Raw genomic sequence first — 14,298 nt, 5'->3', positions numbered from 1 at the left:
CTGCTCGCGCCTACAGCTGCCGGTCCCCTTGCCAGGTGACGGACGTCAGCGCGGCCAGGCCACCATTGGCCACGCCTTTGTAGGTCACCTTCCGGTCCGGGCCCAGTTCGTGCGCGACCCGTTTCGCCAGTTCCGCCCCTTCGTGGAACAGCCGCTGCCAGTCGGCGTCGTACTTGCCGTCCTCCCGGTCCCGCAGGTGCAGGTTCAGCGTGGTGTCGATGCTCTCCGCCCACCTGTACAGATCGGCGACGAGGTCGTCGGACAGGGCCAGCGCGGCGGCGGGATCATCCGGGAAGAAGTCCCCGAATCCGTCGGAGCGCAGCGGACCGAACTTGAACTCGCCTTCGACGGTGATGTCGACCGGGTGCGGGGGTGTGCCGTGGCTGTCGCGCTCCCAGTGGAAGCGGTCGCAGCCCCAGCACACCCACTTCGCCGTCCTGTGCTGCTCGTCCCAGTAACGCACCACCCACGACGGCCCGAGCCGCCTCGCCAGCCGCTGGGCGAGCGCCAGACCCTGCTTGACGTGCTTGCGCAGGTCCGGGCGGGAGGTGAACCCGCCCGGCGGGCGGGTCAGCGACCAGGAGCGCAGCGCGTCCGCCAGATCGGCCGGGAGGGCCGGCCGGTCGTCGTCGAGCGGGACGTTGCGGGTGAAGGCGCCGAGGTCCTCGTGGGCCCGGGGATCCTCCGGCTCGTACAGGGGAGACGGCTCGCCCCGGGCCTGCACGAGCATGTCCCGCGGTTCTTCGGCGGTCATGCGATGTTCGCTCCGATCACGTATCCGTTGTCGCCCACGCTGATGGCTACGCGCTGGGTCTTGCCCTGGAAGGCGACCTCGAAGATCGGCCGTCCGTTCTGGCTGCCGACCCTCGCACCCTCGGTCAGGGCCGTCTTCACGAGGGCCGGGATGTCCTCCACCCGGACACCCGCGCTCGCGAACTCTCCGGCGTGCCGGAACATGATATGGGTCAGGCCCGCGTAGACGTCGCCCTTCTCCAGCCAGGCGAGGGGCACACCCGGCTTGGCGTACTCGATGATCCAGATCGTGTCCGCCTTGCTGAACTTCACGCCGGCGTCCTTGAGCCGGTCCAGCAGCTTGGGGTCGAGGGTGCCCCGGGCGATCTTCGCCCGTTCCACCACGGCCTTCGCGATACGCAGCCCCATGCCCGCGGCGCTGGTGGCGTCGCCGACCTGGAGGGCGCCCTTCTCCCCGTAGATCTTCTTCAGGTCCGCGAGCACGTCCGCGGCCTTCTCACCGGTCTTGACGGCCAGTTCGACCCGGCCGGCGAGCTTGACCGCCTCGGCGAGCTTCTCGGCGACCCTGCCCGGTACGACGATCGCGGCGGCCCAGGCGCAGCTGGACTTGTCGCCGTGGTAGCAGCGGGCGACGTCACCCAGCACGATCTCGTACAGGATCGCACCGGCCTTCTCTCCGAAGAGGTTCTGCCAGCCGATCCGGGTGATGTCGCCGAAGCTGAAGTGGTGGGTCCACTCCTGTGTCTGGTCCTTGAAGATCTCCGTGCCGAGGAACACCGCGTCCGCCTTCGGGCAGCCGGACTCGGTGGCGGGGACATCGGGGTTGACGCAGAAGTAGAAGCTGGCCGTGACATCGAGGGTCAGCTCCCACGTCACCGTGCAGCCCTGCGGCACGTAGTCGCACGTGTTGAGCTGCTTGGCCGGTCCCGACTCGGTGACCTTGTCGACGATGTAGAAGACACCCTCCTCGCCGGTGGCGCCGCCCGTGGCGACCTGCTGGTTCGCCTCCTTCCTGCCGGCTTCGTCGGCGGCCTGCTGCGCAGAATCGGCGTACTTCTGCGCGTCCTTCGCCGCCTCCTCCGCCAGCGTGGCCTCGGTGTCCGCGCGGTCGGCCGCCGCGCGGGCGTCCTTCGCCGCCTGCTCGGCCTCGGCCGCCGCGGTGCGAGCCGCTGCCGCGTCCAGGGCCGCCTGGTCTGCCGAGTCGCGGGCGTCCTTGGCGTAGCCCTCGGCACGTCCGGCCGCCTTGTCGGCCGCGTCGGCGTCCTCGGTGGCCTGCTGGTCGTACTCGATGGTGCGGGCGAGTGACTTCTGCGCCTCCGCCGCGTACTTGGCCGCCTCGGCGGCGTAACCGAGCGCCTCCTTCGCCGACTTGCGGGCGTTGGCGGCGAATCCGGCGGCCTCGGCCGCCAGCGTGTACGCCGCCTTCGCGTCCCCGGTCGCCGCGTTCGCGACACTCTGCGCCTGCTCGGCGGCCTTCTGGGCGTTGGCGGCGTGCGCCTCGGCGACGGCCTGCTGCTGCTCGGCGAGCGTCTTCGACGACTGCCCCGTCAGCACCACGAGCCCCGCGGCGGAGTCGGTGGTGACATAGGGCGAGCCGAGCTGGATCGCGTCGTTCGCCGGAGCGGCGACCTGCTTCGCCGAGGCACCGGCGTCCTCGGCCGCCTGCGCGGTGACGTACGCGTGACCGACGGCGTCGGCCGCACCCGCGACCGCCTTGACCGCCTCGGCCTGCGCCGCGTCGGCCTGTTTCTTGGCGTCGGCCGCGGACTTCTCCGCGTCGTCGGCCAGCTCGACCGCTGTGCGTGCCGCCGATGCCGCGGCCTGGGAGGCCTTGATGGCATCCGCGGCGGCACTGGTCGCCGTCCGCACGGCGGCGTCCGCCTTCAGCTTGGCGGCCTGGGCGTCGTCGGCGTCGGAACGGGCCCGCTTCGCCGCGGCCTCCGCGCGCGTCGCCGCGGCGTCGGCATCGGCCGCCGCCTGGGTCGCCGCGTTCGCCTCGGAACGGGCCGAACCCGCAGCCGACTCGGCGTCATCGGCGGCCTTGTCGGCGTCGTTCGCCGCCGCCCGCGACTCCGTCGCGTCGTCGGACGCGTCGTGGGCGTCGGCGTAGGCGTCCTTGGCGTCGGCCTTGGCACGGGCCGCGTTCGCCTTGCTCTCGGCGTCCCAGGCGTCGTCCCGCTTGCCCTTCGCCCGGTCCCGGGCGGCTTCGGCGTCGATGCGCCGGTCGCGGGCGGTGCCTTCGGAGGTCTCCGCCCTGCCCTTGGCCTCCGTCGCGGTCTTCGCGTAGCCCTGGGCGTTGTTCTTGTGCTGGGCGGCCTCGGCCTGCTTCTGCGCGGCGGTCGCCTTCTCCGCCTTCGCGGTGGCTTCCTCCGCCTCCGCCGAGAGCCGCTTGGCGTGCGCGGTGGCGGCCGCCGACTTCGCGTCGGCCTCCGCCTTCTGCGTCTCGGCCAGCTTCGCCTTGGCGAGATCCCTGGCAGTCTTCGCGTTCTGCGCCTGTACGGCGGCCGCGTCGGCGGCGGCCTTCGCCTGGGCCCTGGCCTCGTTGGCGGCGGCCGTACGGAACGCGGCCTTCGACTGCGCGGCCTGCGTCACGGCACGGGCGGCGATGGTCGCGCTGTCACCGGCGGCGGCGCGGGTGGCCGCGTAGGCGGTGTCACCGGCCTTGGACAAGGCGTCAAGGGCGGCGGCCGAGGCCTTGGTGACCTGGGCCTTCTGCTGTCCGACCAGCAGACCGCGGCCTCTGGGGGCACCCGCCTTGTCGGCGACCGCGTAGGCCGCCTGCGTCGCGGTGTCCGTGGTGGTCGCGGCGGTCTTCGCTGCGGTGGCCTGGGCCTTGAGCAGGTCGAGCTGCTTCTTCGCCGCGGCCTGGGCGGCCGTGACGCCCGCCTTCGCCTGGTCGAACTGGGCCTTGGTCGGGTAGTCCAGCTTCTCGGTGCCGTTGTGACCGGAGGGCGTCATGTCGAACTTCTGCGGGTCGGTGCCCCTGCAGTCCCACATCCGCGCGTCACGGCCGTTGTCGTACGTCGCGAGGTCGAGGCAGTTGCCGGTGCCCGGGTTGAACATGCGCGTGGCCGCGTGGGTGTTGTGCTCCCACTTCTGCGCGGCGCTGTTGTTGCAGGTCCAGATCTGCAGCGTCGTACCGTTCGCGGCGCCGGCGCCCTTCACTTCCAGGCACTTGCCGGAGTTGACGTTGACGAACGCGTCGTCGCGGATCTCCCACTTCTGCCCGGCGCTGCCGTTGCAGGTGTAGATCTGCACCGGCGTGCCGTTGTCCTTCTTGCTCGCCCCCACCTCGAGGCACTTGTCGGCGGCGCCGTGCGCGTGCACGACCATCGGGCTGTCGCCGATCCAGCCGGGGCCTCCGGCGGACCAGTAGTCCTGCCAGCGCGCCAGCCGGTCGGCGATCCACGACTGGCCGAGCATCTCGCCCAGCGACTTGGAGCCGGCGGCGAGCGCCTTGGTCGCGTCGCGGTTGGAGTTCAGGATCTGGTTGCGCTGGGTGGCCTGGGCGGCGATCTCCTGCTGCCACTCGGCGGACGCGGACGCGACCTCCTTGCCCAGGACCTTGCTCGGGTCGACCGGGGTGCGCCAGGCGCAGGAGGCGAACCGGGTCTTCAGGTCCTCGACCGCGAGGCGGTACTCGACACTGCCGGGCTCGGGCGCGGTGCGCGGGAAACCGCCGGAGGAGAGGAACAGCCGGGCGTTGTCCGCGCCGGTCGGCTCCATGGACCAGTTCACCAGGCCGTCCCACGCCTGGTGTTCGGCGAAGGCCTGCTGCCACTGCTGACCGGGCAGCGACGGGTCCGGGGTCTTGCCGTAGACCGGGGTGCCGAGGTCCTTGACCGCCTTGACCGTCGCCTCGTCGGCGAGCGGGGTCGGGTCCTCGTAGAAGTCGCCCTCGGACTTCCAGAACTGGGCCGCGGTCCACTGGCTCAGGCCGGTCTGCTCGAAGAAGCCCGGGCCCGTGCCGGTGGTCCCCGGAGGCCAGTGGAAGCCGGTCACGGTGAACCCGGCGGGGGTGCTCAGGCCGTCAAGGGGCTTCTTCCATACGTCGACGTAGGCGTTGAGCGCGTCCCCCTCCTTGTCGGCGACGGCCTTGTCCTGGACGAACGCCGTGGAGAGCGGAGTGGTGTTCCAGTACTCGCGGTTGGCCGTGGTGCGCAGCTTGTCCGGAGTCTGGTTGAGCCCCGCCTGCGCGGTCGTGTACATCGACGCACCGCCCATGCGCAGCACGTCGGCCATCAGGCACTGGTCCTGGCGGAGTTGCTCGGCGGCCTTGGCGTCGAAGCCGTCGTAACTGTCGGCCACCGGGCTGAAGTCGGTGGCCCGGTCGTCGGGCAGGTCGGTCCGGGCGGCGACCGTGGCCAGCACGGCGAGCGCGAGAACCGACGGAACTATTCGCGCGAAGTGTCCGGATTTCCGCGTCGGGGGTATGAAGAACCCTGGTCTGGAACGCAAGAGAAGATCCCGTTTGTCGTGAGGAGGGCAGGCGGGGGCCCGTACGAGGAGGTGGAGGCGCCGGCGAGAAGGTGGAGGCGCCGCGAGGCGGTCAGGACTCGCGGTCAGGAGCCTGTACGGCTCGGATGCGTCCTCAGATGCGTCAGGCATCGCGGCATGACGGTGTACCCCTCCCCCTAGCGACGGTGTTCCCCCGGTCGCTGATTGACGTGCGCGGGCAACGGAGTGGTCAACTCCGCCGAGCGCGGCGGCCACCATGGGCGCGACGCGGGTGCGCAGGACAAGACCCGCGCGCTCGCGGCCGAAAGCCGACGGTGCGACCGAACAGTAGCCAACATGTGCGGCGTCTGTGAAGGGTGAGCCCCCGGAGGCGAACATGGAAAAGCCCCGCCGCTCGAAAGCGACGGGGCTTTTCCATTCAATGCAAAACATGGGATGAGTGGAGATGGCGGGAATCGAACCCGCGTCCAACGGTGCAGAATCAGGGCTTCTCCGAGCGCAGTTCGCTACGCTTTTCTCGGCCCCGGAGTTCTCGCGAACAAGCCTCCGACAGGCCCAGTCACTGTTTGATTTCCCACCGAACCCCGTGACCGGGCTCGGCGGTTTAGTTCCCTAGATTATGCCAGGATCCGGGTCGGGAACACTCCCGGGCTGACACCCTTTTAGGGTCCTTCAGTCGCTGTTATTAGGCAGCGAGGGCGAAGGACTGGGAATCGCTCTTAGAAGTGGCGATTATTGTTTGCGACATATGGTTTACGAGATCATTGCCGCTTCCTCGGCTCGCTTCCCCTGCTTCGACAGCCGCTGTCGAAACCGATCATCCCCATGTTTATTTTTCAAAACGCGCACCTGCTGTGAGGTGCACGACCCATCGTACGTGAACAACGCACGACGACGCCAACCTATTTCCGGGGACCGGCCACCTACTCGCCCCGCTGCTTCCGCTTGGCTGCCGCGATCGCGCGGTCCGACTCCCGCCGGTCCTGCTTCTCCCGCAGGGTCTGCCGCTTGTCGTACTCCTTCTTGCCCCTGGCGAGCGCGATCTCGGCCTTCGCCCGGCCGTCCTTGAAGTACAGGACGAGGGGCACGATCGTGTGACCCGTCTCCTCGGACTTCGACGCCAGCTTGTCGATCTCCTCGCGGTGCAGGAGCAGCTTGCGCTTGCGGCGCGCGGAGTGGTTGGTCCAGCTGCCCTGGCTGTACTCGGGGATGTGGGCGTTGTGCAGCCACGCCTCGTTGCCGTCGATCTGGACGAAGCCGTCGGCCAGCGAGGCGCGGCCCTGCCTCAGCGACTTCACCTCGGTGCCGGTCAGGACGAGCCCGGCCTCGTAGGTGTCGATGATCGCGTAGTCGTGCCGTGCCTTCTTGTTCTGCGCGACGATCTTGCGCTTGCCGTCCTTGGCCTTGCCGGAGCCCGCCTGACCGCCCTGCTTCGGCTGGGACTCCTTCGGTACGTACATTCCCTTGCTCATAGTGCTGGCCATTTTCGCACTACAGGGGGGTGAGAGGGAAAGCCGATTACGCGAGAGATGCCTCAGTCGGCTACGACGGGTCCCCGAGCCCGCTGAGTACGGTCTCGGCCTGCTCCATCGCCTTTGCGTCCACGTCCAGGTCGGGGGTGATGCCCTGCCCGTCGACGCCGCGCCCGGACGGAGTGCGGTAGTGCCCGACGGTCAGCTCGGCGACGGAGCCGTCGGGCAGCCGGCTCGGCATCTGGACCGAGCCCTTGCCGAAGGTCTGGGAGCCCACGACGACCGCACGGCCGCGGTCCTGGAGGGCGCCGGTGAGCAGCTCGGCCGCGCTCATCGTGCCGCCGTCGACGAGCACGACCAGAGGTCTGGTGGTGTCGCCGCCGGGTTCGGCGTGCAGGGCGCGCTGATCGCCGTCCACGTCGTACGTGGCGACGAGGCCGCCGTCGAGGAAGGCGGAGGCGGCGGTGACGGCCTCGGTGACCAGGCCGCCGGAGTTGCCACGCAGGTCGAGAGCGATCCCGGAGCCCTGCGGTGCCTGGGCGACCGCGGCCTGTACGAGATCGCCCGCGCCCTTGGTGAAGGCGTCGACCTTGATCACGGTGACGCCGTCGGCGAGCTTGCTCACGGTCACGGAGTCCGTGGACAGCAGCGCCCGGCGCAGAGTCTCGCTCCACGCGCGCGTGCCCCGCTGCAGACCGAGCGAGACCTCCGTACCGGCGGCGGCGTCCTCCGCGTCACCGCGCAGTAAGGAGACGACCTCGGTCACCGGGCGGCCGTCGACCTTCTCGCCGTCGACGCTGCGCAGCAGGTCGCCCTTGCGGATGCCCGCGGCGGCCGCGGGCGAGCCGCTCTGCACGCGGGTCACTTCGATACGTCCGTCGCTCTCGCGCCTGGCCCACAGCCCGACGCCGGTGTACTGGCCGTCGAGGGCTTCCTCGAACTCCTCGTACTCGCCCTGGGAGTAGACCGCGCCCCAGCGGTCGCCGCTGCGGCTCACCGCGCGCTCGGCGGCCTCCATGGGCGACTTCCCGTCGGCCATGGCCTTCTCGGCGGCCTCGGTGACCTCTTCCTGGTCGCTGGCCGGCGTCGAACGGTCCCCGGAAGAAGCGGAGGAAGGAGAGGAGGTGGTTTTCCGGCCGGGGTCGGGAAAGGATCCCGTTGCCGCGCCGGCGACGAAGACGCTGGCGAAAAGCAATGTCAGGGCGGCCCCGCGGCGGATGCGGCGGGGCTGACAGAACAGGTCACGGCCTGACATGCCGGTGAGTCTAGGACAACGCGAAGGGCCGCACCGCCGGTTGGCAGTACGGCCCCCTTGGCATGCGTCACACCTTCAGGTACTTGCGCAACGCGAAGAACGCGGCAAGCGCCGGCATCAGCAGACTCGTCGCCAGGATGAGCGGCAGCTTCGTCAGAACGGCGTCCCAGCCGATGAAGTTGATCAGATTCAGCTTCTCGGACAGGGCCAGACCGTGGTCGATGATGAAATACCGCGCGATGACCAGGAAGCCGCACGCGACCCCACCGCCGATGAGCCCGGCGACGGCGGCCTCCATGATGAACGGGGCCTGGATGTAGAAGCCCGAGGCGCCGACCAGGCGCATGATGCCGGTTTCGCGCCGACGGCTGAACGCGGAGACGCGCACCGTGTTGACGATCAGCATCAGCGCGACGACGAGCATCATCGCCATGACCGCGCGGGCGGCCCAGTTCATGCCGTTGAGCAGCCCGAAGAGGTTGTCCAGGATGCCCTTCTGGTCCTGCACGGACTGCACGCCGTCCCGCCCGTCGAAGGCGGTCGCGATGACCTGGTACTTCTCCGGGTCCTTCAGCTTGATCCGGTACGACTCCTGCATCTGGTCCGGCGTGAGGGACGCGGCCAGCGGGGAGTCGCCGAACTGCTCCTTGTAGTGCTTGTAGGCCGCGTCCGCCGACTCATAGGTGACGTTGTCGACGACCGTGGACTTGTCCAGGTCGGCGAGGATCTCCTTCTTCTGGTCGGCGGTGACCGCACCCTTGGCGCAGTTGGGGTCGGACTCCGCGTCGCTCTTGTTGCAGAGGAAGATCGAGACGTTGACCTTGTCGTACCAGTAGCCCTTCATGGTGCTCACCTGGTCGCTCATCAGAAGCGAACCGCCGAACAGGGCGAGCGAGAGGGCGACCGACACGACGACCGCGAAGGTCATGGTCAGGTTTCGGCGGAGACCGACTCCGATCTCCGACAAGACGAACTGGGCGCGCATGGCGTCTACTCAGGCCTTTCCATGGACAGGTGCGGGAGAGTCGCGGTCAGTGCTGGTAGCCGTAGACGCCACGCGCCTGGTCGCGGACGAGACGGCCCTGCTCCAGCTCGATGACGCGCTTGCGCATCTGGTCCACGATGTTCTGGTCGTGCGTAGCCATCAGCACGGTCGTGCCCGTCCGGTTGATGCGGTCGAGCAGCTTCATGATGCCGACGGAGGTCTGCGGGTCGAGGTTTCCGGTCGGCTCGTCGGCGATGAGCAGCTTGGGCCGGTTCACGAACGCTCTCGCGATCGCGACGCGCTGCTGCTCACCACCGGACAGCTCACCGGGCATCCGCTCCTCCTTGCCGCCGAGCCCGACGAGGTCGAGCACCTGGGGCACGGACTTGCGGATCTCGCCGCGCGACTTGCCGATGACCTCCTGCGCGAAGGCGACGTTCTCCGCGACCGTCTTGTTCGGCAGCAGACGGAAGTCCTGGAACACGGTCCCCAGCTGGCGGCGCATCTGCGGCACCTTCCAGTTGGAGAGACGCGCGAGGTCTTTGCCCAGGACGTGCACCTGGCCGTGGCTGGTCCGCTCCTCGCGGAGGATCAGCCGCAGGAAGGTGGACTTTCCGGAGCCGGAGGACCCCACGAGGAACACGAACTCTCCGCGCTCGACCTCAAGAGAGACATCCCTGAGTGCAGGGCGGGTCTGCTTGGGGTAGACCTTGGAGACATTGTCGAATCGGATCACGGATGCACCACGGGTCGCCGGGGGTAGGTGTGCGTGACCATACGCGAACCGGGTGTGCCAGCGCAGTCGCCGGTCGGGGTTGCGCGCGGCTTGTGCGTTTTTGTACGTCTCTTTGGTACCGGGGCGCCTCCTGCGAGGCACCTCGCAGGAGGCGCCCCATAGGGGCGCGGGGAACTGCGCGAGCAACCACATCCGCGCCGCAGCCGCGGGACGAAGCCCAGCCACCCCGATGAGAGTGTTCTTTTCACGGCTAAGGCGCGGAGCGCCGGGGCAGGATAAGGCGAACCGCGCCGAAATCCGCGGAACCTGGCACAGTGGAGGGGGAACGGTTGCGTTCCCCGCAGCGTTATGTACGCGGAGAGCCGGCGCAAGGAGGGCAAGCGCATGACGTACGACCGACTGGTGTGCGCGAACTGCGCGGCGCCCGTGAGCGAAGGGCGCTGCCGCGTCTGCCGGGCGAACCGGGAGCGGCTTCAGCAGGAGAGCCCCTTCGCGGGCATGAACCCCATGGCACTGATCTCACTGCTGGCCGTGCTGATCGCGGCACTGGCACTGGTGGCCCACCAGACGGTGTGAGACCCGCGGATTCCGGCGTTACGGCGGCCATCGCGCCCCCGGCCTGAAGGGGGCCCGGAGCGCCCGCTGACACGAGAGCCGGACACTAGAGACGATATGAGAAGGGCCCGGAGCATGACGCTCCGGGCCCTTCTTACGCGCGTGTGCGTCAGGCGACGGCACCGCCGCGGCCGGCCATGAGGCGCGGCAGCAGACGGAAGCCGATACCGCCGGCGATCATCGTCGCGGCGCCGATCAGCAGGAAGGTGGTCTCGGCGGCACCCGTCTCGGCGAGCTCGCCGCCCGAGCCCTGGGCCGAGGTGTCCGAGCCGGTGTCGGTCAGGGACGAGGAACCCTCGCCCTGCTCGACCGGGGTGTTGCCGCCGCCGTCGGGGTCGGTGCCGCCGGTCGTCGTGTCCCCGGTCGTACCGCCCGTGGTCGTGTCACCCGTCGTACCGCCGGACGTCGTGCCACCGGTGGTGCCGCCCGTGGTCGTGTCACCGGTCGTACCGCCGGTGGTCGTGTCCCCGGTGGTACCGCCCGTGGTCGTGTCACCAGTGGTGCCGCCGGTCGTGTCACCGGTCGTACCGCCGGTGGTCGTGTCCCCGGTCGTGCCACCGGTGGTCGTGTCACCAGTGGTGCCGCCGGTCGTGTCACCCGTCGTACCGCCGGTGGTCGTGTCCCCGGTCGTGCCACCGGTGGTCGTGTCACCAGTGGTGCCGCCGGTCGTGTCACCCGTCGTACCGCCGGTGGTCGTGTCCCCGGTCGTACCGCCCGTGGTCGTGTCACCGGTCGTACCACCGTCGGTGCAGACACCGATGGGGCAGTCGTCGTCGGTGCCACCGTCGTCACCGGTGCCGTCGTCGCTCACGCTGACGCTGAGCGGTCCTGCTTCAACATCGATGTCCAGGGCCGAAGCGGCTCCGGCTGCGGTCAGCGAGGCGCCGGCGGCGATCACGGCACCAGCGGCTATCCGTGCCACACGGATCCGCGTCTTCTTCGTCATTCGGCTGCTACCCCCAGTAGCTAATTCGTCAATGGAACAGCGCCCGGGGCCACGGCGTCACAGGTGGCTTCGTTCAAGCCCCCCGGTTCACATGCGCCCCAGAGATACGCATGCCACGCGTTACCATCCCCACTTTTCAAAGCAACGTCAAGGTCGTTGCGCGCGCGATGTCCGGATCAACATCATTTGCCTGCCGTGAGTCATGTGACTGTGATGTAAGCCCCAGACATCCCACACACAAAAGGCAACTGCCGTCCATGAGACGGCAGTTGCCTTGTCGACAAAGCGGTGTTGATGAACCCGCTTACTTCTCCTGCTGCTTGCGCCAGCGAATTCCGGCCTCGAGGAAACCGTCGATCTCACCGTTGAACACGGCCTCGGGGTTACCGACTTCGAACTCCGTGCGCAGGTCCTTGACCATCTGGTACGGGTGCAGGACGTACGAACGCATCTGGTTTCCCCAGGAGTTGCCGCCGTCGCCCTTGAGCGCGTCCATCCTGGCCTGCTCCTCCTGGCGGCGCCGCTCGAGCAGCTTGGCCTGGAGCACGTTCATCGCGCTGGCCTTGTTCTGGATCTGCGACCGCTCGTTCTGGCAGGACACCACGATCCCGGTGGGGAGGTGGGTCAGGCGGACCGCGGAGTCGGTCGTGTTGACGCCCTGGCCGCCCGGTCCCGACGACCGGTACACGTCCACGCGCAGCTCGGACTCGTCGATCTCGATGTGGTCGGTCTGCTCGACGACCGGCAGGATCTCGACGCCGGCGAACGAGGTCTGGCGGCGTCCCTGGTTGTCGAAGGGCGAGATCCGGACAAGGCGGTGGGTGCCCTGCTCCACGGAGAGCGTTCCGTAGGCGTACGGGACGTGGACGGCGAAGGTGGTCGACTTGATGCCGGCCTCTTCCGCGTACGAGGTCTCGTAGAGCTCCGTCTTGTAGCCGTGGCGCTCCGCCCAGCGCAGGTACATGCGCTGCAGCTTCTCGGTGAAGTCGGAGGCGTCGACGCCGCCGGCCTCGGCGCGGATGGTGACGACGGCCTCGCGGGAGTCGTACTCGCCGGAGAGCAGGGTCCGGACTTCCATCTCGTCCAGCGCCTTCTTGACGGCCGTGAGCTCCGTCTCGGCCTCGGCACGGGTGTCCGGGTCGTCCTCCTCCTCGGCCATCTCGAAGAGCACGCTCAGATCGTCGATACGCCCGCGCAGCGCCTCGGCCTTCCTGACCTCCGCCTGGAGGTGGCTCAGCTTGCTGGTGATCTTCTGCGCCTCGTCCGGGTCGTCCCACAGGGACGGCGCGGCCGCCTGCTCCTCGAGCACGGCGACATCTGCCCTCATCTTGTCGAGGTCCAGGACGGCCTCGATCGACTCCATGGTCGAGGAGAGGGACTTGAGCTCTTCGGATACATCGACGACTGCCACGCCTCCAGCGTAACGGCTACGACAACCGGGGCCGGCCCCTCGGTCCGGGGCGGGGCTGGGGGGTGGGTTTTCGCCCCCTCCGCCCCTACCCGTCCCTTGCTTCCTGGGGGCTCCGCCCCCAGACCCCGCATCGCGCTGACGCGCTCGTCCTCAAACGCCGGACAGGCTGAAAGATCTCCCCCGGCCGGGACTGAAAGGTTCTCCGGCCGGGGCGAAAGATTTCAGCGCCGGCCGGGGAAAGATTCAGCCCCTCCGGCGTTTGAGGAGCGGGGTCTGGGGCGGAGCCCCAGGAACAAGGGACGGGAAGGGGCGGAGGGGGCGAACAACCCCACGGTCACGGAGACGCCGGCGCCGAGTTCTTAGTGTCCGGAGGTGTGGACCCAGCCTCGTCTCCCGAGGTCGCGAGCCAGGTACCGACGCCGACGGCCGCGACAAGGGCGACAGCCGCCGCCCCGAGAGTGATCCGCCGCCGCCGAGCGGAGGCCCGATGCCGCGCGGACCCGGGCCGCGGCGCCCCCGCAGCCCGCGGAACGCGAGCAGTACCCCGCGCCCCACCCGCCAGCTCATCCGGCCCCGGCACCCGCATCGACGTATGGGTGTCCCGGTTCGAGTCGGACACAGCCCCGGGCACAAGCGGAACGGCCCCCCGCCGAGCCCCCGCCGGGGCACGCGGGGCGGAAGGCTCGGCGGCCTCCTCGTACCCCTCGTCGTCCCCGGACTCCGCATCCGGCGAATCCACGTCCAGCGGCGGCATCCCCGCCAGCAGAGGCAGCTGCTCCCGCAACCGCTCCCCCAGCTCGGACGCCCGCAGCCGAGACGCCGGCGCCTTCGCCAGACACTGCACGAGCAGCTGCCACAGCTCGTCAGGGATCCCCGGCAGCGGAACGACCGTCTCGGTCACATGCCGCCGCAGCACCGCCCCGGGGTGTCCGCCGCCGAAGGGCGTGAACCCGGCGAGGAGCTCGTACAGGACGGTCGCCAGGGCGTAGATGTCGACCGCGGCCCGGGGCGGCAGCCCCTCGATGATCTCGGGCGCGAGATAGTCCGGTGTGCCGATGATCTTCGTCGCGCGGGTCCGCCGGGGCGAGTCGATGAGCTTGGCCACACCGAAGTCGGTGAGGAGCGCGGGGTGCGAGCCGCCGGGCCCGAGCGGCCCCTGCATGTCGAGCAGCACGTTCTCCGGCTTCACGTCCCGGTGGACGACCCCCGCGGCGTGCGCCGCCGCCAGCCCGTCCGCTACATCGGCCACGATCGCGACCGCGGCCTCGGGGGCGAGCCGCCGCTCCCGGTCGAGCCGGGTGCGCAGATCGGTGCCACGGACGAGATCCATGACGAGCGCGAGGTCGTTGCCGTCGACGACGAGATCCCTCACCGCGACCACATGCGGATGATCGAGCCCGAGCAGCGCCGTGCGCTCCTGCACGAAGCGCCCCACGAGCTCCTGGTCGGACGCAAGGTCCTCGCGCAGCAGCTTGACGGCGACGGGCCCGTCGGGCCCCTCGCCCAGCCACACCGTGCCGGCGCTGCCCCGCCCCAGGATCTGGTTGGCGGTGTACCGGCTGCCGATCTTCCGTGCCAAGGCTGCTCCTACAGACGCGTGTTGTCGCTAAAACTACGCGTCCGAAGAGCCAACCTTCACTCCCAGGACGGAAATCACCCGCCAGGTG

General features: G+C 69.4%; 10 protein-coding genes and 1 other RNA gene. 1 reads left to right on the top strand and 10 read right to left on the bottom strand.

All coding sequences use genetic code 11. From position 1 onward, the window contains the following. Positions 1–10 precede the first annotated feature (10 nt). From OG246_RS13945 to ftsE, 7 genes are all read right to left on the bottom strand, one after another. Positions 11–754: a hypothetical protein gene (locus OG246_RS13945; RefSeq protein WP_266460830.1), complete on the bottom strand. Its 744-nt coding sequence runs from the start codon at positions 752–754 to the stop codon at positions 11–13. After that, positions 751–5,211, bottom strand: coding sequence for an RICIN domain-containing protein (locus OG246_RS13940; protein WP_266460827.1), 4,461 nt, complete (start codon positions 5,209–5,211; stop codon positions 751–753). The genes OG246_RS13945 and OG246_RS13940 overlap by 4 nt, the downstream gene beginning before the upstream one ends. Positions 5,212–5,648: 437 nt before the next feature. Then, positions 5,649–6,036, bottom strand: a transfer-messenger RNA (tmRNA) gene (ssrA, locus tag OG246_RS13935). A gap of 98 nt (positions 6,037–6,134) precedes the next feature. Then, positions 6,135–6,671 carry an SsrA-binding protein SmpB gene (gene smpB, locus OG246_RS13930; protein WP_266464194.1) on the bottom strand — a complete coding sequence of 179 codons (537 nt, stop codon included), beginning with the start codon at positions 6,669–6,671 and terminating at the stop codon, positions 6,135–6,137. An 82-nt stretch (positions 6,672–6,753) separates the two neighbouring features. Next, positions 6,754–7,938, bottom strand: a complete 1,185-nt coding sequence (locus OG246_RS13925) for a S41 family peptidase (RefSeq protein WP_266460823.1) — start codon at positions 7,936–7,938, stop codon at positions 6,754–6,756. A gap of 67 nt (positions 7,939–8,005) precedes the next feature. After that, positions 8,006–8,923, bottom strand: coding sequence for a permease-like cell division protein FtsX (gene ftsX, locus OG246_RS13920; protein WP_266460820.1), 918 nt, complete (start codon positions 8,921–8,923; stop codon positions 8,006–8,008). Positions 8,924–8,969: 46 nt separating this feature from the next. After that, positions 8,970–9,659, bottom strand: a complete 690-nt coding sequence (gene ftsE, locus OG246_RS13915; protein WP_266460816.1) for a cell division ATP-binding protein FtsE — start codon at positions 9,657–9,659, stop codon at positions 8,970–8,972. 384 nt (positions 9,660–10,043) lie between these two features. On the opposite strand from ftsE, the gene OG246_RS13910 reads away from it, so the two are divergent. Then, positions 10,044–10,235 carry a hypothetical protein gene (locus tag OG246_RS13910; protein WP_266460813.1) on the top strand — a complete coding sequence of 64 codons (192 nt, stop codon included), beginning with the start codon at positions 10,044–10,046 and terminating at the stop codon, positions 10,233–10,235. A gap of 148 nt (positions 10,236–10,383) precedes the next feature. On the opposite strand, the gene OG246_RS13905 is transcribed toward OG246_RS13910, so the two are convergent. The 3 genes from OG246_RS13905 to OG246_RS13895 form a co-directional block, all read right to left on the bottom strand. Further along, complete coding sequence (locus tag OG246_RS13905) at positions 10,384–11,220, bottom strand: hypothetical protein (protein WP_266460811.1); 837 nt, start codon at positions 11,218–11,220, stop codon at positions 10,384–10,386. Between the two features lie 304 nt (positions 11,221–11,524). Continuing rightward, positions 11,525–12,631, bottom strand: a complete 1,107-nt coding sequence (gene prfB, locus OG246_RS13900; RefSeq protein WP_266460808.1) for a peptide chain release factor 2 — start codon at positions 12,629–12,631, stop codon at positions 11,525–11,527. Between the two features lie 334 nt (positions 12,632–12,965). After that, the gene (locus OG246_RS13895; RefSeq protein WP_266460804.1) at positions 12,966–14,210 is read right to left on the bottom strand and encodes a serine/threonine-protein kinase; all 1,245 of its coding nucleotides are present in this window, start codon (positions 14,208–14,210) and stop codon (positions 12,966–12,968) included. Positions 14,211–14,298: the final 88 nt, after the last annotated feature.

The sequence above is a fragment of the Streptomyces sp. NBC_00620 genome (assembly GCF_026341825.1).
Classification (GTDB): Bacteria; Actinomycetota; Actinomycetes; order Streptomycetales; family Streptomycetaceae; genus Streptomyces.
Note: the sequence above shows the minus strand (reverse complement) of the source record. Positions and strands in the feature narration are given on the sequence as shown.